The sequence below is a fragment of the Candidatus Nitrosocosmicus agrestis genome (assembly GCF_008389435.1).
Taxonomy (GTDB): domain Archaea; phylum Thermoproteota; class Nitrososphaeria; order Nitrososphaerales; family Nitrososphaeraceae; genus Nitrosocosmicus; species Nitrosocosmicus agrestis.
Genome location: NZ_VUYS01000009.1, coordinates 37,697 through 58,565 on the forward strand (window position 1 = coordinate 37,697; position 20,869 = coordinate 58,565).

General features: G+C 35.8%; 15 protein-coding genes. 13 read left to right on the forward strand and 2 right to left on the reverse strand.

The genetic code is table 11. The features are described 5' to 3' along the window. Positions 1 to 284: 284 nt before the first annotated feature. The gene (locus F1Z66_RS07320; protein ID WP_195907499.1) at positions 285 to 3,101 is read left to right on the forward strand and encodes a DEAD/DEAH box helicase; all 2,817 of its coding nucleotides are present in this window, start codon (positions 285 to 287) and stop codon (positions 3,099 to 3,101) included. Positions 3,102 to 3,128: 27 nt separating this feature from the next. Here the strand turns inward: F1Z66_RS07320 and F1Z66_RS07325 are convergent, their stop codons facing one another. Both F1Z66_RS07325 and F1Z66_RS07330 read right to left on the reverse strand, forming a co-directional pair. Beyond that, positions 3,129 to 4,553, reverse strand: a complete 1,425-nt coding sequence (locus F1Z66_RS07325) for a hypothetical protein (RefSeq protein ID WP_159357347.1) — start codon at positions 4,551 to 4,553, stop codon at positions 3,129 to 3,131. A 394-nt stretch (positions 4,554 to 4,947) separates the two neighbouring features. After that, a complete protein-coding gene (locus F1Z66_RS07330; RefSeq protein WP_149862957.1) occupies positions 4,948 to 6,159 on the reverse strand; it encodes a hypothetical protein in 1,212 nt (403 codons plus the stop codon). Between the two features lie 314 nt (positions 6,160 to 6,473). On the opposite strand from F1Z66_RS07330, the gene F1Z66_RS07335 reads away from it, so the two are divergent. The 12 genes from F1Z66_RS07335 to F1Z66_RS07390 all read left to right on the forward strand — a co-directional run bounded on the left by F1Z66_RS07335 (position 6,474) and on the right by F1Z66_RS07390 (position 20,869). Beyond that, positions 6,474 to 6,725: a DNA-directed RNA polymerase subunit H gene (locus tag F1Z66_RS07335; protein WP_149862958.1), complete on the forward strand. Its 252-nt coding sequence runs from the start codon at positions 6,474 to 6,476 to the stop codon at positions 6,723 to 6,725. An 8-nt stretch (positions 6,726 to 6,733) separates the two neighbouring features. After that, the gene (locus tag F1Z66_RS07340) at positions 6,734 to 10,099 is read left to right on the forward strand and encodes a DNA-directed RNA polymerase subunit B (protein ID WP_149862959.1); all 3,366 of its coding nucleotides are present in this window, start codon (positions 6,734 to 6,736) and stop codon (positions 10,097 to 10,099) included. Positions 10,100 to 10,137: 38 nt separating this feature from the next. Next, positions 10,138 to 13,932 (forward strand): DNA-directed RNA polymerase subunit A', encoded by a 3,795-nt coding sequence (locus F1Z66_RS07345; RefSeq protein ID WP_149862960.1) that lies wholly within the window; start codon positions 10,138 to 10,140, stop codon positions 13,930 to 13,932. Between the two features lie 6 nt (positions 13,933 to 13,938). After that, a complete protein-coding gene (locus F1Z66_RS07350) occupies positions 13,939 to 14,238 on the forward strand; it encodes a ribosomal L7Ae/L30e/S12e/Gadd45 family protein (RefSeq protein ID WP_149862961.1) in 300 nt (99 codons plus the stop codon). A gap of 159 nt (positions 14,239 to 14,397) precedes the next feature. Beyond that, on the forward strand, positions 14,398 to 14,868 hold the full coding sequence (locus F1Z66_RS07355) for a NusA-like transcription termination signal-binding factor (RefSeq protein ID WP_149862962.1): 471 nt from the start codon (positions 14,398 to 14,400) through the stop codon (positions 14,866 to 14,868). Positions 14,869 to 14,874: 6 nt separating this feature from the next. Then, positions 14,875 to 15,312, forward strand: a complete 438-nt coding sequence (locus tag F1Z66_RS07360) for a 30S ribosomal protein S12 (RefSeq protein ID WP_149862963.1) — start codon at positions 14,875 to 14,877, stop codon at positions 15,310 to 15,312. 2 nt (positions 15,313 to 15,314) lie between these two features. Further along, positions 15,315 to 15,923 (forward strand): 30S ribosomal protein S7, encoded by a 609-nt coding sequence (locus F1Z66_RS07365; protein WP_149862964.1) that lies wholly within the window; start codon positions 15,315 to 15,317, stop codon positions 15,921 to 15,923. A 36-nt stretch (positions 15,924 to 15,959) separates the two neighbouring features. Beyond that, positions 15,960 to 17,087: a hypothetical protein gene (locus tag F1Z66_RS07370; protein WP_149862965.1), complete on the forward strand. Its 1,128-nt coding sequence runs from the start codon at positions 15,960 to 15,962 to the stop codon at positions 17,085 to 17,087. Between the two features lie 23 nt (positions 17,088 to 17,110). Further along, positions 17,111 to 18,337 carry an AAA family ATPase gene (locus tag F1Z66_RS07375; protein WP_149862966.1) on the forward strand — a complete coding sequence of 409 codons (1,227 nt, stop codon included), beginning with the start codon at positions 17,111 to 17,113 and terminating at the stop codon, positions 18,335 to 18,337. 60 nt (positions 18,338 to 18,397) lie between these two features. Next, the gene (locus F1Z66_RS07380) at positions 18,398 to 18,853 is read left to right on the forward strand and encodes a hypothetical protein (protein ID WP_149862967.1); all 456 of its coding nucleotides are present in this window, start codon (positions 18,398 to 18,400) and stop codon (positions 18,851 to 18,853) included. 65 nt (positions 18,854 to 18,918) lie between these two features. Next, positions 18,919 to 19,146 carry a hypothetical protein gene (locus F1Z66_RS07385; RefSeq protein WP_149862968.1) on the forward strand — a complete coding sequence of 76 codons (228 nt, stop codon included), beginning with the start codon at positions 18,919 to 18,921 and terminating at the stop codon, positions 19,144 to 19,146. Positions 19,147 to 19,324: 178 nt separating this feature from the next. Then, positions 19,325 to 20,869, forward strand: coding sequence for an acyl-CoA carboxylase subunit beta (locus F1Z66_RS07390; RefSeq protein ID WP_149862969.1), 1,545 nt, complete (start codon positions 19,325 to 19,327; stop codon positions 20,867 to 20,869).

The window sequence follows — 20,869 nt, forward strand, 5'->3', positions numbered from 1 at the left end:
TAAAACAATTAACAAAGAACAATTGTATATAAAAACTTATTTAACCTAATTTTTAAAAGTTTAACGTATTTATACTATAATTACAAAACTAAATCTAAACGATATGGCAATTTCCTTCGATAATCTTGTTTTCACATCCTCTCTAATAATATTTATACTTTCATTGGTTTCAATATTTGCTTATCAATTCATTTCGACCAAAGAACAAAGACAAGAAGTGAGAAAGATTGCGAGTACTGGAAAAACCCGAAAAAAATCGACCAAACAGGTAAATAAAAAACAATTTGACAAAATTGAATGAAGATTACAGCAAATTAGAACAATCTATCCTGGATAAATACAGAAAGGAATTATTCTATAATTTAACCTCAATTCAAGAGCAGTCTTATAAAGTGTTGGCTCAAAGGTCCAATGCTTTATTGGTTGCGCCTACAGGATCTGGAAAGACTGAAGCGGCAATCCTACCCGTAATAAGCTTAATAGCAATTAATAATGAACGAAATACATCTGATAATAAATCAAAGAGGGGGATAAAGTGTCTGTACATTACTCCACAACGTTCACTCAACAATGATGTATTTAGAAGAATTATCAAATATGCTACTTCAGAAGAGATTGATGTACAAATTAGACATGGGGATACCACATACTCGAAGCGGAAGAAAATTATTGAGAATCCCCCTGAGATTCTAATCACGACACCTGAATCATTAGGTGTGATCCTTGTAAATGAAAAAATGAATGTACTACTTCGAGATGTGGAATGGGTTATAATCGATGAAATACATGAAATAATGCCATCCAAAAGGGGTGCATATCTCTCTTTGTGCCTTGAAAGGCTAACTTTGATTTCCACCGAATTCTGTCGAATTGGTATCTCAGCAACAATTGGCAACATTTCGGATACCGCGAAATTCTTGGTAGGAAAGAATAGAAAATGCGAGATTCTAATCGACAAATCACTTAGAAAATATGATCTTGAACTAAAATTTGTTCAAGGATCAATAAAAGATACTTGCAATCATATAATAAAATACATTTCCCAAGATTTTAGTAAATCTTCCGTGTTGCTGTTTACTAATACAAGGGATGAATCTGAATTTTTAGGAACTGTGTTAAAGGATCAAAGTAATATCCCTATCCAGGTTCACCATGGATCACTTTCAAAAGATGCTAGAGAGGAAACTGAACAATTTCTTAGACGGGGATTCAATGGAATTGTTGTTTGCACTTCATCATTAGAGTTGGGCTTAGATATCGGTTCCATCGACTTGGTCATTCACTATGGATCGCCAAGGCAAGTTTCAAAATTGATCCAAAGGATAGGTAGAAGTAGACATACTCGGCATACGTCCGCTAAGGGGTTGATTATAACGAATAATTATGATGATTATCTTGAATCGATGAGTATAATTCAACGCGTTAATATGGGTTCAATCGAGGAGCAACAACCACATGAATGTTCTTTAGATGTATTGGCACATAATATCGTTGGCTCCGTATTGCAGGAGAAAAAACCTTTAGACTTGAGAGTTTTATACGAAACATTAAAATCTGCTTTTCTTTACAAATCGTTATCTTTCTATGACTATAATGATTGTATAAACATTTTGATAAATTCTTATTTATTACGAATAGAGCGTGATAAGAATCTTATTTTTAGAACTGGAAAATCTCTTCGGTATTATTATGAGAATGTTTCTACCATTCCGCACGTTTCTAAGTTCGAGGTAATAGACTCGATCTCTAATAGGAAAATTGGTACCCTTGATCAACAGTTTGTGGGCGATTATGGTGAAAAAGGGAATGTTTTTGTCCTGAAGGGTTCCCAGTGGAGAATTTTGGTGGTTAATGAAACCAAATTTCAGGTTCATGTGGAGCCTTTAATGGGTGCCCCAATCAACATCCCGTATTGGGTTGGTGAAACTATTCCAGTTGATTATGAGACTGCTAGAATAGTTGGTCAAATAAGAAAAAGTATCTTGTCTTCGAGTTCATTTGATCCAAAAAAATATTATTTGTCAAATCTGATGACTTCTGAAATTCATTCCAAGCTGGCCGAAAACATAAAACCGTTAAAGATAATTCCTAATTCAAACGACATTGTAATAGAGTCTGTTGCTTCCGAGGATGTTACTATAATCCATTGTACACTAGGTACAAAGGTAAATAATACATTAGGTTCTCTCCTTTCAACATTTATTTCTTCAAGAACAGGACATGTGGTAGAATATAGAGCGGACCCTTATAGAATTTTGCTGAGTTCAGTGAATAGTCGAATAACAAAAGAACATATAATCTCATTATTTACGGATGAATTTGATGTTGAATCAGTTCTAATTGCATCTTTTACAGGAACCTATAATATTAATTGGAAAGTCTGGATGGTTGCCAAAAGATTTGGACTTATCCAAAAGGAATCTGTTTATGATAAAAGATTGGCACGATTATTGTACGATAGATATCGCAAGACTTCGCTAAGCAAAGAGTCAATAAGAGAACTTATCCACGACAAATATGATGTCAACAACACTAAAACTATAGTAAAAAAGATCAAGAATGGATTCATAAAATTACATTGGAATGAGGACTATCGCTTTTCGGGCTTGTCACAACCCATTCTTAATAGGTCTAAGAAAAGTATTTCGACCCCAATTGGAATGGAAAGTGGAATTTTAGAGCTTATTAAAGAGCGTTTGACTAATACAAAGCACAAATTAATTTGCGTAAGATGCGCTAAATGGGAACGAATATTCGAAACACATGAAATCCCTGATAAACTATCATGTCCGTTTTGTAAATCTAGGTTAATTACTGCCACTTTTTGGAAAGATGTGGAATTGAGGATTATAATTGGTCAAAAACTTGCGGGAGAGACATTATCTAGGGTAGAAGAAAATAAATTTGATCGAGCCTGGAAATTAGCTTCGTTAATTAATAATTTTGGAAAGTTGGCTATCTTTGTCCTGTCTGGTCATGGTATAGGGGTTGATACCTGTGCGAGATTGCTAAGAAACTTTACAGACGAGCAAAATCTATTGAAATCTATATACGAAGCTGAAAAACAATATGTAATGACAAGAGGTTTTTGGGATAATTAATTTTAGCAACAAAAGTAAGGATCAGTCCTAATTTATGATTGTTATGTCTGAATAAGGCCTTAACGATAACTCCAAATTACCTTCCTTTCCTTGCGCTGCCTCAACACCAACTAGTCTTATTCTTTCTCCTATTTTCAACTGATTAATTACCCTACTATTGTCTCTCCATCCAACTAATCTGATTTCTCCTGTATCATCCCCAACAATAGTGTCTGCAACTGTTACAGTGTCTCCGCTTTTGGTATTGACATCCGTTTTGTTTGGATTTTGAAGAACAATTGCTTCAATTATGTAGGGCCGATTCGTTGTAGCAATGTCTCGTATTTTGATTTCCAACACCGATTTGTCGGGAATGTCTTCGTTTCCTTCAATTTTTTGAATAAAAGAACTTTGATCCATTACTTCAACTGTGTTACCCAAAACACGACTCGGATAACATTCAATTATGTTATCCACGTCAAGTTCAAGATCAAAGATCTCATTGTTTACTTTTAGTACAAATGGATAAGCTTCTCTATTGATGGCAAGATAGCTTGAAAAATTTCCTAATGTGTTAACTCGTTTTGATAAGATTCTCAAAAGGAAGTTTTCATCCGTACTCTTTTCATTAACCAATTCTATAGTCGTACCTTCGTCACCATGAATTTCCATGTCACCATTCCCAAAATTTGGATTTCCTACCTTGGTTCTAACTCCTATCAGTTTGATTTGTGAATCTCGAGTAAGTAGCTTTGGGATTATAGCTTCATTTATATTCCAAATAATACTTCGTATTTGACGAGTGTTATCCTCATTCGATAACATCAATTGCAATGATTTTGACAATTCGCCTCTATTATTTGTAAACTGAGTAATTCTGGGATCTGAAACAATTTTTCCCATAACTGCAATATTGTCGACAGGTTCAGATGGGATTCCATCTATTGATTTAGTTATATCTGTTATTGATGGAATCTCGTATTTTTTATCATCTCTGATAACCTCGATATTGCCATTATTGCCTAGATTTACCACTGGTCTATTATCTAAACCTGATTTTATTTGACAATTTACAACCTTTATCAAATCTCCAACTCTCAAATTCTGAATCTCTGGAATATCGACTAGATCATCCCATAACTTAATTCGAACACTAGCCTCTTTATCAAATATGGTTAAAGTCCTATTTCTTGCTTCTTGATCTGAGTCTCTTTTTAAAAATGACTTTATAGGATTTATTGTTATAATCCGTCCGAGAATTGAAATGTCTCTAGCACCTATGAAAATATCCTTTAAATTATACTCTGATTTCGGGGATTTTTCTAACGAAATACCTAAATCTGCGGCAACTAAGAAAAGTGCTCCCTGGTCTGTTAAGTAACCTGCACCAACATTAGCTTTTTTCTCCTCTATTAACGCTTTCAATTTACCATGGTCCAAATCCTGTTTTTCTTCAAGGATAGTTTCAATCATCTTATTATAGTCTAATGTCAATTACAAATGATATATTTCGCATTACATATTTTAATTTAATAATTCGCACATCCATGGAACAGTGTAATATCTATATTATTTTGAGTTAGCTTGTCTAATTTTTTTCTTAAATCTAGGTAGGTGAAAAAACCTATGCCTGAGATGTTTGCGAGAACTATATTTTAGGTATAAACTGTAGGCATTCCCACAACTTTACCTTGAATTTGCTATATCAATTTTTAATCGCATTTTGTATTTGTCATATCCCTTTAGCAAAAAATGCAACTTTTATCGAGAAAGTATGAGAAAAACAGGAAAACCTTGAGTTTAATTAGCTGATTATTCAAACTTGGTGGTTTTTATTTCCAATAATTGGATGACCTTTACCAGGATACTATTTCTTTTTACTTCTCTTGAATTTTATTTTATTCTTACTGTAAAGGGTATAAATAAAAGCTACTATTACTCCTGTCGACGCTGATATTATTGCTATTAGGATATTTTGTTGTTCTTCATTATTTAAAGTACTTGACTGTCCGGTCATGCTACTTTGATTGTTTTGATTAACTTGATTACGGGGTTCGTTTATATCCATTCCTGTTATTTTGATTATCTTTGAGTCTTGTGCAAATTCAATTGCTAATTTTCTATTGTCGCCTATTTGGTTAATATTCTCCAAACTAGTCGTATTGTCTTTTGTAGAATTTGATTTTATACTCGATATGATTTTTTTGGTAGTTTCTTTGAATTTTGTAGGGTGACCATCGATCGTCACAGTAAAATTTTGGTCAATTTTGTTAATTTGAGAATTGAGAATGACTCTTGGAATTTCGATATCTAGTGTCCCTTTTTCTTTATAAGGTATTATCGACAATAGAAGACTTTGATTGCTTGAATTTGATTGGAACTGTGAGAAGCCAAGGTTAGCCCCGTCTAAATAAATCGATATGAATTTGATTGAATCTTCAGCATTGAAGGGGATGTCAATTCTCAATAGTTCTTGCCTACTACCATCCATTTGATTACGGGGTTCGTTTATATCCATTCCTGTTATTTTGATTATCTTTGAGTCTTGTGCAAATTCAATTGCTAATTTTCTATTGTCGCCTATTTGGTTAATATTCTCCAAACTAGTCGTATTGTCTTTTGTAGAATTTGATTTTATACTCGATATGATTTTTTTGGTAGTTTCTTTGAATTTTGTAGGGTGACCATCGATCGTCACAGTAAAATTTTGGTCAATTTTGTTAATTTGAGAATTGAGAATGACTCTTGGAATTTCGATATCTAGTGTCCCATTATTGGATGTGTTATTGATATCTGGGGGTTCCATGATGAGAACTAAACTCTTTTCATCTGTGTCATAAAGTAAATTATTAACTTGTCTACCACTACTTGAGATTTCCACCGGATACAATGAATTACCAATTTTTACCTGGTAGAGTAGAATTGTATTGTTGCTGACCTCCTTATTCGATCCATTTAATAAAATGCTATTTCTGACATTTTCCATGTTATTATCTGAATTATCAGGAATTTGGGCAAAAGAGGAGTCGCAATAATGACTCGTAATTGCAAGGTATGCTATCAATACACAGGAGACCATACAACAAGTCATCATCATTTTAGATGAGATGACAATGACATATGCTGATTCTCCTGTCTTGCACAATACTTCAATATAACGGATCTTTCACAATATAAGAATTCTTAAATAGAAATCTTTCTTATGGACAAAGATTTCTATTTCCTTTCTTTTTTATTCTTACAATATGATTTTGCTGGAAATACTTTCTAGTTGGATTTGTCTAATCACAAACCGGGGGAATATTATATATATTGCATTACAGTTTTATTGAATATTTGACGATTCTTTTGTTATTATTTAATTGCACTTTATGCATGGAGAGCGAATGAATTATGTCTTCGGAAAAAAAAGAAATTAGGATAGTTAATCACATATATCAGCCTAAGCATGAAATTCTCTCGAAAGATGAAGCGGAGTTAGTTTTTAAAAAATTTAATTCAAAACCGAGCCAATTTCCATATATAATGTCCTCAGATAAAGGAATTCAAGGACTAGATGCCCTGCCTGGTGATGTAATAAAAATAACACGTAAGAGTTCCACCGCGGGTGAAAGTGTATATTACCGTTATGTGGTAGAAGGTTAATCTAAGCAATGACTGTTAATATTAACAATAATTCTGTCGTTGATATGTGGCCAATTATTAACGACATTTTACGAAGGGAGGGAGTCGCCAGACAACATCTTAATTCCTACAATGAATTTATAGAAAGAGGACTTCAAAGCATCATAGATGAAGTCAACGAAATCGAAATTGAGACCGCTGAATATCCTTACAAGATAAAGTTAGGCAAAATCAAAATGCAACAACCTAGAATCATGGAATTAGATGGCTCAATTACTCACGTTGCCCCTGTAGAAGCTCGCCTTAGAAATTTAACTTATGCATCCCCGATTATGCTTGAGTGTAGCATTGTAGAAGAAGGGAAGACATTGGAATCACGATTTATACATATTGGTGATATGCCCGTGATGGTAAAATCCAACGCATGTATGCTAAATAATTATTCTGAAAATAAACTCATTGACGTAGGGGAAGACCCTAAAGATCCAGGGGGCTATTTTATTATAAATGGATCCGAAAGAGTGATAGTTGGACTAGAAGACCTTTCCTATAATAAGATCATAGTGGATATTGAAGAGACATCTGGCACTTTGCTCTATAAGGCTAAAGTATATTCATCAATAGTGGGATATCGTGCAAAATTGGAGTTAATTATGCGTCCTGACGGATCTATTGTTTCAAAGATTCCTGGATCACCTGTTGATATTCCACTCATTATTTTAATACGGGCTCTCGGGTTAGAATCTGATAAAGATATTGCAAACGCTGTTTCTTTGAATGATACAATTCAAGATGAATTGGAGCCTTCATTTGAGAAATCAGGTGAAGTAGCTACGAGTCGTGATGCCATTATCTACATAAGTAAGAGAATCGCCCCGGGTATGTTAGAAGAATTTCAAATAAAAAGGGCTGAAACTTTGCTGGATTGGGGTTTGTTACCACATTTAGGAAAAAATCCTGATAATAGGTATGAAAAGGCACTTTTCTTAGGTGAATCTGCATGTAAACTTATTGAGCTTAACCTTAACTGGATAGAACCAGATGATAAGGATCATTATGGAAACAAAGTGATAAAATTTGCAGGCCAAATGTTAGCTGATCTCTTTAGAACTGCATTTAGAAATTTGATCCGTGACATGAAATACCAATTGGAGAGATCTGGTCAGAAAAGAGGAATTAATGCCGTGGCAGCAGCGGTGCGTCCTGGAATTATCTCCGACAAATTGAATAATGCAATTGCTACTGGAAATTGGGGGAGAGGTAGAGTTGGTGTTACCCAATTATTAGATCGAACCAATTATATGTCGACTGTAAGTCACTTGAGGCGTATTCAATCACCCCTTAGCAGGAGCCAACCTAATTTTGAGGCTCGAGACTTGCATGCTACTCACTTTGGACGCATTTGTCCTTCTGAAACACCCGAAGGATCCAACTGTGGGTTGGTAAAAAACTTGGCTCTATCTGCTGTAATATCTGTTAGCGTATTGTCGTCCGATGTTATAGAAAAATTATATGAACTGGGAGTTCAAAATGTAAATGAGACAAATGATGAGTTAAAACAAAAAGGTGCTAGAATTTTTGTTGATGGGCGATTAATCGGCTATATCGAAGACGGTGGTTACCTGGCAAATCGGCTTCGTACTATGCGAAGGTCAGGGAGAATGCATCCACATATGGGGATTTATTATTATTCATCACTTAATGATAATGCAACAAAGAGATTATACATTAGTTGCAATTCGGGTAGAGTTTTACGACCCATTGCAATAGTGAAAGATGGGAATATTCTATTAACTAGGGAAGTTATTGAAAAAATTTCAAAAAAATTCCTGTCCTGGACTGATTTGTTATATATGGGAATTATAGAATTAGTTGATGCAAATGAGGAAGAAAATTGCTATATCGCAAGCGAATTAAAAGGCATTTCCAATGATCACACTCACGTCGAGATTTTTCTTTCATCTATTTTGGGTGTAGGTGCATCGATTATCCCTTACCCCGAACATAATCAATCCCCGAGGAATACCTACGAAAGTGCAATGGCAAAACAAAGTTTAGGTTTTTCTACTCCGCTTATGAACGCAAGCACTTATGTCAGACAGCATTTCATGCTTTATCCACAAATGCCTGTTGTAAGCACCAAGGCTATCAATTTGCTTGGATTAGATGAACGGCCGACAGGACAGAATTGTGTAGTTGCAGTGTTGCCATTTGAAGGATATAACATCGAGGATGCCGTGGTGTTTAGTAAATCATCAGTTGATAGAGGATTGGCAAGGACATTTTTTTACAGGGTTTATGAAGCTGAGGCCAAACAATATCCTGGTGGGATGAAGGATACCTTTGAGATTCCATCATCTGATGCGAACATTCGGGGTTATCGTGGCGAGAAATCCTATCGATTGCTGGAGCAGGATGGGGCAATCATGCACGAATCTGTTGTTAATGGTGGAGACATTCTCATAGGCCGGACCTCACCGCCTAGATTTATGGAAGAATATAAAGAATTTGAGGTTAAAGGACCATATAGACGTGATACCTCTATTGGTGTAAGACCTTCAGAGAATGGGGTTGTGGATACAGTAATCATGACTCAGTCAGTTGAAGGTGGAAAAATGTACAAGATTAGGGTGCGAGATATGCGAATTCCAGAAATTGGAGACAAATTCGCTTCTAGACACGGACAAAAAGGTGTGGTAGGAATGTTGGTAAATCAGGAGGATTTGCCTTATACGGAGGATGGGGTTGTCCCCGATGTAATGATTAATCCGCATGCTTTTCCTTCTAGAATGACTGTAGGGATGTTTATGGAGTCACTTGGTGGAAAGGCTGCATCTTTGAGGGGAAAAATCGTGGACGGTTCTGCATTCTTGGGTGAAAAATTGAATGACATTAAGGATATTATGGAAAGTTATGGTTTTAAGCACAGCGGGAAGGAGATTATGTATGATGGACGGACAGGAAAGAAGTTTCCGATGGATGTTTACGTTGGAGTTGTATATTACCAAAAACTTCATCACATGGTAGCAGATAAGATACACAGCAGAGCTCGGGGACAAGTTCAAATGTTAACAAAGCAACCAACAGAAGGTAGAGCTCGAGGCGGTGGGCTAAGGTTTGGTGAGATGGAACGAGATTGCTTAATAGCATATGGAGCTTCAATGATGCTAAAGGATCGATTATTAGAGGAATCTGACAAAGCTGAAATTAATGTATGTGAGCGATGTGGACTTTTATCATATTATGATACCAAGCAAAGAAAATATGTATGTCGTGTTTGTGGCGACAAAGCGAAAATATCTAATGTAATAATTGCATATGCCTTCAAATTGTTGTTACAAGAAATGATGAGTTTAAATGTGGCTCCGAGATTATTAGTCAAGGAGAAGGTTTGAGCCTTTTTATTTTTGTTACTTTGAGGAGGTTTATTTAAATGAATGACGAGTCGATTAAAATATTAGATGGAATTAGGTTTAGTATCTGGTCACCTGTAGAAGTGAGAAAATTCAGCGTAACTGAAGTTACTGCACCTGAGACGTACGATGAAGATGGAATGCCAGTCCAGGGAGGGTTAATGGATAATCGATTAGGGACCCTTGAACCTGGTCAAAAATGTGCTACATGTGGGAACACTTCCGCACGTTGTCCTGGACATTTTGGACACATTGAATTGGCCGAACCGGTATTACACATCGCGTTTATTGACGATATTCATAAACTGTTACTAATCACATGCAGATCTTGTAATAGAATAAAACTAGCAAGCGAAGACCTGGAAAAATACAAAAAGTTGAGAGATAGCAAAGCAGCTTATGCAGTAATTACTTTAGAAAATGTGAAAGATGAAATTATTGAGAAGGCGAAAAAAGTAAAAGTTTGCCCGCATTGTCAAAAAGAGCAATATGACTTAATATTTACAAAACCAACGATTTTTGTTGAAAAAACTGATGTTGGTGAAAACAGATTGTTACCAATCACCATAAGGGAAAGATTGCTCAATGTATCAAATGATGATTTGATTTTACTCGGATATGATCCAAAAACTGCAAGGCCTGAATGGTTTATTCTTCAGGTCTTGCCAGTTCCGCCAGTAACTGTTAGACCTTCAATAATTTTGGAAACAGGTATTAGGTCTGAGGATGATCTGACTCACAAATTAGTTGATATTATCCGAGTAAATCAGAGACTAAAAGAGAGCAAGGAGGCAGGAACACCACCACTTATAGTTCAAGATCTTGTTGATCTTCTACAATACCATGTAACTACCTACTTTGATAATGAAGTTTCTGGAATCCCGCAGGCTCATCACCGTTCTGGGAGACCACTAAAGACTATAACACAGAGATTAAAGGGCAAAGAAGGTAGATTCCGTGGTTCTTTATCTGGTAAAAGAGTAGACTTTTCAAGTCGTACAGTTATATCTCCCGATCCTAATTTGACTATCTCTGATGTAGGAGTTCCAACCGATGTTGCAAAGAAATTAACAATTCCAGAAACTGTATCAACTTGGAATATGGAAAAGTTAAAAGGGTTAGTCTTAAATGGCCCAAATAACTATCCTGGCGCCAATTATATTATTAGACCCGATGGCGTTAAAATACGTCTAGACTATGTCACGGATAGAGCTGCAATAGCTGATTCCTTAATGAATGGTTATACTGTTGAAAGACATTTGATGGACGGCGATGTAGTGATATTCAATCGTCAGCCATCTCTTCATAGAATGTCTATTATGGCTCATAATGTTAGGGTTTTGCCATATAGGACTTTTAGACTCCACCCCGCTGTTTGCCCTCCGTATAATGCAGACTTTGACGGCGATGAGATGAATTTACATGTACCTCAAAGTCAAGAAGCTCGAGCCGAGGCCGCATTGTTGATGAAAGTACAGGATCAATTGATATCTCCACGTTATGGGGGACCAATAATTGGTGGTATAAGGGATTTCATTACCGGAGCTTTCTTGTTAACTAAGGACGAGACATTGTTAACAGCTGACGAAATATCAAATTTTGCGTATTTGGGTGGATATAATGGACCGTTACCTGATCCTCAGATTGAGAAAGATGGAAAAAAGTTTTATACTGGGAAACAATTGTTCTCTCTTTTCTTACCAAAAGATTTCAATTTTGTAATTACCTCCAAATGGAATAAAGCATCTAAGTTACAGGGAAAGGATGTTGTCATAAAGAATGGCCAACTAATCTCTGGTGTCATAGATAAGGCTTCTATAGGGGCAGAAGAGCCTGATAGTGTATTGCATAGGATTGCCAAAGACTATGGTAACGATGAAGCAAAAAAGTTTTTAGATGCTATTTTAATCATGCTCAAAACCTATATAACCCATAAAGGATTCAGTTACGGATATTCGGATCTCTGGCTTAGCGAAGAAACACGTAATGAGATTTCTGAAGTCATAGAAAAGACGTATAACAAGATTGGTGAATTAATTAAACAGTATCACGATGGTACGCTTCCTTTGACCAGGGGATTGTCGCCAGAAGAAGCCTTGGAGTTGTATGTAGTAAATGAATTGTCTCGCGCTAGAGATAGGGCTGGAAAAATTGCAGATCGTTCATTTCCAGATGATAACTCAGGGGTCATTATGGCATCAACAGGAGCAAGAGGTTCGACACTAAACATTGGGCAGATGACTGCAGCACTCGGTCAACAATCCATTCGAGGAAAACGAATTATCAAAGGCTATAGGAATAGGGCATTGCCACATTTTAGACCCGGTGATCAAAATCCTGACTCTAAAGGGTTTGTAAAGTCTAATTATCGTGATGGACTTAGCCCGATTGAGTTTTTCTTCCATGCCATGGGAGGTCGTGAAGGTTTGGTAGATACTGCAGTCAGAACACAACAATCCGGATACATGCAGCGTAGATTGATAAATGCTTTGGAACATTTGAAGATAGAATATGATCTAACAGTACGTGATCCACATGGTAATATAGTTCAGTACGTCTATGGTGATGATGGGATTGATCCTGCCAAAAGTGATCATGGCGATGCGGTAAATATCATCAGGCTTGTCGAAAGTGAATCAGTTGTTGATGAGGGTGTGAAAACTACTGAAACTGAGATGAAGGAAATGCTGCAAAAGTTTAAAGAAAAGATGAATCCAAAGTTAGGTTCTGAATTAGAATCTGCATTAATCACTTATCCTTTGAGTAAATCGGGCATTAAGAAAGTTATTCACAAGATAATGGATCTGTTCGAGAGAGCTATGGTAGAACCCGGTGAAGCTGCTGGAGTTGTAACTGCTCAATCGATTGGCGAACCCGGTACACAGATGACTTTAAGAACCTTTCACTTTGCAGGAGTCAAGGAAAGAAACGTTACCTTAGGTTTACCAAGATTGATTGAACTTGTTGATGCACGAAAGAAACCTGTCACCCCCACCATGGATATCTATTTAGATGAAGATCATAAATCATCCAGAGAGAAAGCACTAGAAGTTGCAAAACGTATAATATTTACTCGTATCTCCGATCTCACAAGCAAAGTTGATACAGATTATGCAGGAAACTTGTCATTTTATTTTTCTGACAAAAAAATCGCTGATAGGGGTACATCTATTCAGGAAATTCATGAAGTCTTGAAAAGTTCAAAGAAACGTTACGAAGTGACGGTGAATGATGAATTGCTATTGGTAAAGATCTCTTTATCTCAAGAACCAGATGCTCAAACCCTATTGACGTTAAGGAACAAATTACTTAATGCTCGAGTTAAAGGAGTACCTGATATAGAAAGAGTGACAATTGTAAAACAAAATGATGAATGGGTTATTCAGACAGCTGGTTCTAATTTAGCCAAGGTTGTACTCGTTGAAGGAATCGACGTAGATCGAATCACCACCAATAATGTGTTCGAGATATGGCAAACTTTAGGAATTGAAGCCGCAAGAACAGCTCTAGTTAAGGAAATTACCAATACTTTGGAAGAGCAAGGATTGGAGGTGGATATTCGACACATTATGCTTGTTGCTGATCTCATGACATCAAAAGGCTATCTTCAACAGATAGGACGACATGGAATCGCTGGAACCAAGACTTCAGTGTTGGCTAGAGCTGCTTTTGAAATTACGGTGCCAACTATTGCAAGGGCTGCTTTAGAAGGCCAAGTTGAGCCTTTGAAGGGGGTTACCGAAAATGTAATTGTTGGGGCTACAGTACCAGTCGGAACTGGAATGATTGATCTATATATGAGTGTGAAGGAGTAAACCTATATGAATGAAAAGAAATTAGGAAAAGTATTAAAAGATGCAGCAAATAACAACAAGATAAAGACTGGTTTTAAGGAAGTATCGCAATATATTAAAGGGACAAAGCTATTGGTCATATCAAAATCGTTACCAGAAGATTCCGAAGAAAAGTTAAGGAGAATTGCGGAAGAGGGGAAAGTCACTGTAATTAACTATCCCGGGAATTCTGTATCCTTGGGACGATTATGCAGTTTGTCTTATGGTACAAGCGTCGTATCTCTGAAAAATGTTACTGATGAGGAAATAAATGATATAACATCTTAGCCACGAACATTTTATTAAGAATTTTGTCTTCGATCGAATTTTATTTATCTCATTTTATTTTCCTAACTTGAAATCCAAAAATAAACTTAAATGGGGAGATCCTAGAGAGATTTATTTATACTTGAATCAATTATTCTTTCATGATGGGATGAATGCACAGTGAGCGAGAAAATCAAGTTGTCTCCTGATGAGTTTCGGTTATTGTCTTTATTTCAAAGCGTAACTTCTGCAGATGCTCGGGATTGTATTTTAGATGACAAATTGCAACGTGTTATCTTTGTTGTAAATAGAGGCCAAATGGGCATGGCGATTGGAAAAGGTGGATCAAATATAAAACAGCTTCAAACCGTAATAAATAAAAGGATCGAGCTGGTTGAACACTCAGATCAGCCTGCTGAATTTGTGAAAAATATTTTTAATTCTGATATGATTATTGAAGTTAAAATCAATGACAAGATGGATGGTAGTAAACAGGCATTGGTGGTCGTGGATGCCAAAAAGAAGGGATTGGTTGTGGGAAAAGATGGTAGGAATGTTGAGAAAGCAAGATTGCTGGCGAAGAGATATTACAACATAACGAATGTTCTTGTGATAAGTCCGGAACAATTAATTAAAAGTGAAAAGATGTGATATGTATTGAGTAAATCGCCATTAGGTTTATTTTCGGGTAGAGTTTTGAAGACAAAAAGAAAACGAGCCCGTTGGTCAAACAAATATTATAAACGTAGAATGTTAATGCTTGACAAGAAAGCTAATCCATTAGAAGGTGCTCCTCAGGCAAGAGGTATAGTTTTAGAAAAAGTAGGTATAGAATCTAAACAGCCTAACTCAGCTGTTCGAAAATGTGTAAGAGTTCAGCTAATTAAAAATGGAAAGTCGATTACTGCTTTTCTTCCACGTGACGGTGCATTAAATTTCGTGGATGAACATGACGAAGTTGTTTTGGAAGGTATAGGTGGTTCTATGGGGGGAGCAATGGGTGATATTCCTGGAGTAAGATGGCAAGTGTTTAAGGTGAATGGGGTTTCTTTAAATATGCTTGTACGCGGCAAGAAGGAAAAACCGAGGAGATAATTATGAGTGGAAAGGAACAAGTTAATTTACTGTTATTTAGCAAGTGGGATACTACAAATATTGAAATTATCGATCCTGGTCTAAAAAATGTCATACATCTAAGTCCATCCATGAAAATACCTATAACCTTTGGACGACATGAACATCAGAGACTTAAAAAGGCAGAAGTTAACATCATTGAAAGGCTAGCAAACAAATTAATGCATTTTGGAAAGAGATATGCAAAAAATACTGGTAGAATGGGTGGCAAAAAGGCCAGAGTCATGAATGTTGTAAAAACCTCTTTAGATATTATATTCTTAGAAACTGGAAAAAACCCTGTGGAGTTACTCGTAAGAGCTATTGAAAATGCGGCTCCTAATGAAGACACGACCAGAATTGTATATGGAGGGGTTGTTTACCATGTTTCCGTTGATGTTGCTCCATTAAGGCGCATTGACCTTGCATTGAGATTTATTGCTGAAGGAGTAAGAGAATCAACCTATTCTAGTCCACAGACAATGGAAGAAGTTCTTGCAAAGGAGATATTACTAGCATCTGAAAGTGATATGAATAGCTATGCTATCAAGAAAAAGAACGAGCAAGAACGTATAGCAATGTCTTCTAGGTAATCCATCTTTTTTTATTCATTTACTTAGGGACTCTAGATGAGCAGTAAGGATGATTATATTTTTGAGAAACGCAACCTACTTCGAACTCCATCTGGTAGAAAAATACTAAAAAGTGGCTTAGTTAAAGACAGAGGATATAACCTCTTTAAATATTATTTGACTGAATCCAAAATTGAATATGCTAAATTCATACAAAGATATAAAGATGGCATACATCAACTGATAATTTCGGATCAAACGCCTGTCGAAACACACAATCGGTTTTTGGAACAAGTCGGTGATTCAACAGAACTTCAACTTGATTATGATAAAATATTATTGTTTAGTAACAAGATGAGGGAAAAGGAGATTGTCTTCGATAGGATTGATAGGATTTTGAATTCTAATTTTGTTAAGATGACTTTTCCTGTTTTTTATGCTTTATATGATGGTTTTGCAAGTCTTAGCGGACAAAACAATGATCGCATTAGAAATAATGTTATTGATGGCCATTTAATCGCCATTGATCTAAGCGAACCGATGGACAGAATTTTAGACAAAGATGAGGATTTGGATTATTTGGAAGATTACAAATTTCTTAATCCATATATCTTAATGCTGGCCAAACAAAATATAAAAAATGCTGGACCTGAGGTATATGAAGTATTCAAAACTGGATTTGCAGATGCATTATTGGGACAAAAAATAGACTATGAACTAAAAATCAAAAGTATTGAACTGTCTTACGATAATTTGGAACGAAGTTATAAAAAATATCGTTCTGTACTCGGGACCGCAGGAAGAAATATGTGTCTAAATCGAAATCCATTGTCTGAAATTTATTATATTGGCATGGCGAAGGCAGCAGAATGCGTTGGGTGTGGGAATGAAATTCAAGATGCAATTTTAACAAGGGGAATAAAATCACCTTCTTGGCCTCTTTATTATTCAATTTTAACAAATGATGTTAAGATGGGGTTTAAACTAACATTAGAAAAAAGCAAAGCCTATTTAGCAGAAGCCTATTTGGCATTAGAAATGTTAAACGATGATTTCAAGATTAAACCCTTTCTTAAATTCTTATTTTTAACTGTTAGTCATTACAATGAATATTGGTATAGAGAATTAGTCACCAACAGAAATGATTTATTGGAAAAATTCCAAACTGATTTGCAAGAAAAATAACACAATATGGGGAGCAGTTTGAAATGATGTGGACAGAAAAATATAGAATGAAATCAATAGATGGATTCTTTGGCAATGAAAAGGAAAGACACATTGTCATAGATTGGTTATCCCATTGGGTAAAAGGCTCAAAACCATTGCTTATGATGGGGCCACCAGGTACTGGGAAAACATCTTTTGTAAAATCACTGGCAAAATATTTTGATTATGATTTGGTAGAATTAAATGCAAGTGATCTCAGGAATAAATCTAACCTAGAGGCACTTATTCTGCCACTCCTTATCAACTCTAGCTTGTTTGGTAAGAAATTGATGCTCTTTCTCGATGAAATTGATGGCATATCCGGTAGGGATGACTATGGTGGCCTCTCTTTCTTGGCTGTAGTCCTGAAAGATGCCGATATTCCAATCATTATGGCTTCAAATTCAAAAAATCAAAAAATGAAAGATGTCTTAAAAAGTAGCAAGATCGTAACATTTTTACCATTAACGCCTTTTGCAAGCTACTTATTAATCAAGTATATACTAAATAGGGAAAGTAAAATCTTAGATCAGGATACTATTATAAAAATAATAAGAGATGCTCGTGGTGATGCGAGGGGCTTAATCAATGGTTTACAAATGATAATTGAGGGAACGATCGAGGGTTATTCTAAAATTGGATCAGAGTATGAAATTGAGGAGAGCATTAGCAAGTTCTTTACTTTTGAAAATATTAATGAAACCAAACAAATGTTATTGAATTCTGTATTGCAGTTTTCTACCCCAAAGTTCGGGTATAGTCAGGAGGAAAGAAGTAGGGATTTTTTAAACGCCTTGTATAATAGTATTGTTAGCAATCATAAGAACATTTCTGATGAGAAACTTGCAAATTTGTTGCATTGTTTGTCTGAGGTTGATTTGTTTGTAAATCGTATTTATGAAAATCGTAATTGGAGACTATTGAAATATTCAAACGACATTTTATTAACAAAGTTGTTTAAAACCAGTAGAAACCTGGGTATAAAGTATAGTCAATATTCTATACCTTTTCCTTTAATTGGAACCATTTTTATGCGAGGTCAATCACTTCGACCGCTAAGAAATGCACTTTCAAAGCAATTTCATACAAGTACTAGTACTGTAGGTCTTTTCTGCTTATCATATTTTCTTCAAGTCATCAAGAATGGCAAGTTTGGTGTCCTTGACTTTAATAGTAACGAGGATGATAAGATTAATGAAATTATAGTAAAAGAAAAATTACGTGCTTAGCCATCATTATGGTATTGAAAATAAATAATAACCCATTAACTGTTATTTCGGGTTGATAAGATGTCTTTAGATTCCTTTTCAGCGGATGGTGATTGGATTAGAATTAGAGTCAAATTCCCTGGTAGATGTATCAAATGTAACAAGAAACTGGAACCTGGAAATTTTTGTTATTGGTCAAAAGCATCTAAAGCCATATTACATGAAGATTGTTATCAGCTTGGAACTTCTGATCGACCCCAAATTGCTTCTTATGATGGTGCCAAGAATTTATCGCTAGTTAAATCAAAAAAAACCCTATCAACACTAAATTCTAAAACAACAAAGGATCTTGGTAGAAAATGTATCATTTGCTCAGATATCATAGATATTGATAACGAATTGATATCAAAGCTTAGTATAATCAGAGATAACGGAGGGGATGTTGATTATAGTTATTGTGCTAAATGTTTGGTGAATTTTGATGATGAAAAATACGAATTGTATAAGAAACAGTTTATGCGAAAAATTCGAAAATAAAAAAAAGACATTCAGTAATCAAAAACGTTAAAATGCTGAATTTCTCCATGAATAGTAGGTATCAATTGTCAAGCGAATATGAATATAATGTAAGCAAATTAATATCAGAAAAGGTAAAAAAATTACAGGAGTTACAAAATTCCGGCAATTCTTCTTCTTATGAAAAGGATTTTTTGAAAATGGAAATTGAAACCCTAGAATCTTTGTATGAAAATTATAACGTTGGTCTCAATTACTTTAGACGTGCCAAAGGTGGGAGAAATGGGCTTCGCGAATTAAGCACGAAAGAGTAGGGGGTGATATTGCATTTTTATGCGGATTCATTTTGCAATTTATAGCAGAGTCTAAATTTATAGCAGAGTCTAAATTTATAGCAGAGTCTAAATTTATAGCAGAGTCTAAATTTATAGCAAAGTCTAAATTTATAGCAAAGTCTATATTAAATGGCACGAAGGATTAAGAACATAATATATGCATGAGGAGAAACTAAAACAATATTATGACCGTAAGGAGAGTGCAGAAGCTGGCGGCGGTCAGGATAAGGTTGAATCCCAGCATTCAAAGGGGAAACTAACAGCAAGAGAAAGGATCAATCTATTATTAGATCCTAATACTTTTACTGAGATTGATAAATTTGTAACACATCGGGGAGACGATCCTGAAGTCCAAAAATACTTTGGCGATGGATTGGTGACTGGATTTGGTACTGTTGGCGGTAGACAGGTTTTCATTTATGTTTATGATTTTACAGTTTTAGGAGGCTCATTGGGTGAAATGGCTGGAAAAAAGGTGTCAAAGGTTATGACACACGCGTTGAAAGTTGGTTGTCCTATTATAGGAATTCTTGACTCAGGTGGAGCAAGAATTCAAGAAGGTGTTTCTAGTTTGGATGGGTATGGTGATATATTTTTGAAGAATGCAATGGCTTCAGGTGTTATACCTCAGATAACTGCTAGCATCGGACCATGTGCTGGAGGTGCAGTTTATTCTCCATCCATGACTGATTTTGTAATTATGGTTGAAAATGTTGGTCAGATGTTCGTTACAGGACCTGAGGTTGTAAAAGAAGTCTTAAGTCAGGATGTGACATTCGAAGAATTGGGCGGCGCCAGAACTCATGCAACAAAGTCAGGGGTTGCACATTTTATTGCAAAAGATGAGGTTGATTGCATGGACAAGATAAAGACACTGATCTCTTATCTACCTCAGAATAATAGAGAGGAGCCTGAAATAATAACAGAAAATGCTGACGACCCCAACAGATTGGATCCCAATTTAATTAAAATCCTCCCTGAAAATCCTTACCAGTCGTATGATATGAAAGAGATTATTAATTCGATAGTAGATAATGGAAACTTTTTTCAAGTCCATGAATTATTCGCTGAAAATATTATTGTAGGATTTGCTCGGATGGGTGGAAGATCGGTTGGTATAGTTGCAAATCAACCTATGTTTTTGGCGGGAGCTTTGGATATACATTCTTCTAACAAAGCTGCTAGATTCGTACGTTTTTGTGATTCTTTTAATATTCCGATAATAACCCTGGTGGATACGCCTGGATACTTACCAGGTACGGATCAAGAGCACAATGGTATAATCAGACATGGGAGTAAATTATTATTTGCCTATTGCGAGGCTACTGTGCCAAAAATTACATGTATCATTGGAAAGGCTTATGGTGGTGCCTACATTGCCATGGGGAGTAAGAATCTTGGAACCGATCTAAACATTGCCTGGCCCACAGCCGAGATAGCTGTCCTTGGTCCTGAGGCAGCGATTACTATTATTCACCGAAAGAGCTTGAAAGATTCTTCAGACGCTGTCAGCAGAAAGAAAGATTTAGCAAGAGAATATAGGAATAAGTTTGCTAATCCATACATTGCTGCAGAAAGAGGTACTATTGACTCTGTGATTGACCCCATGGAGACTAGGACTACAATAATCAGCGCGCTTTATGCTTTATCAAATAAGAGAGAACCAAGACCGTGGAAAAAGCATGGTAACATCAATCTTTAA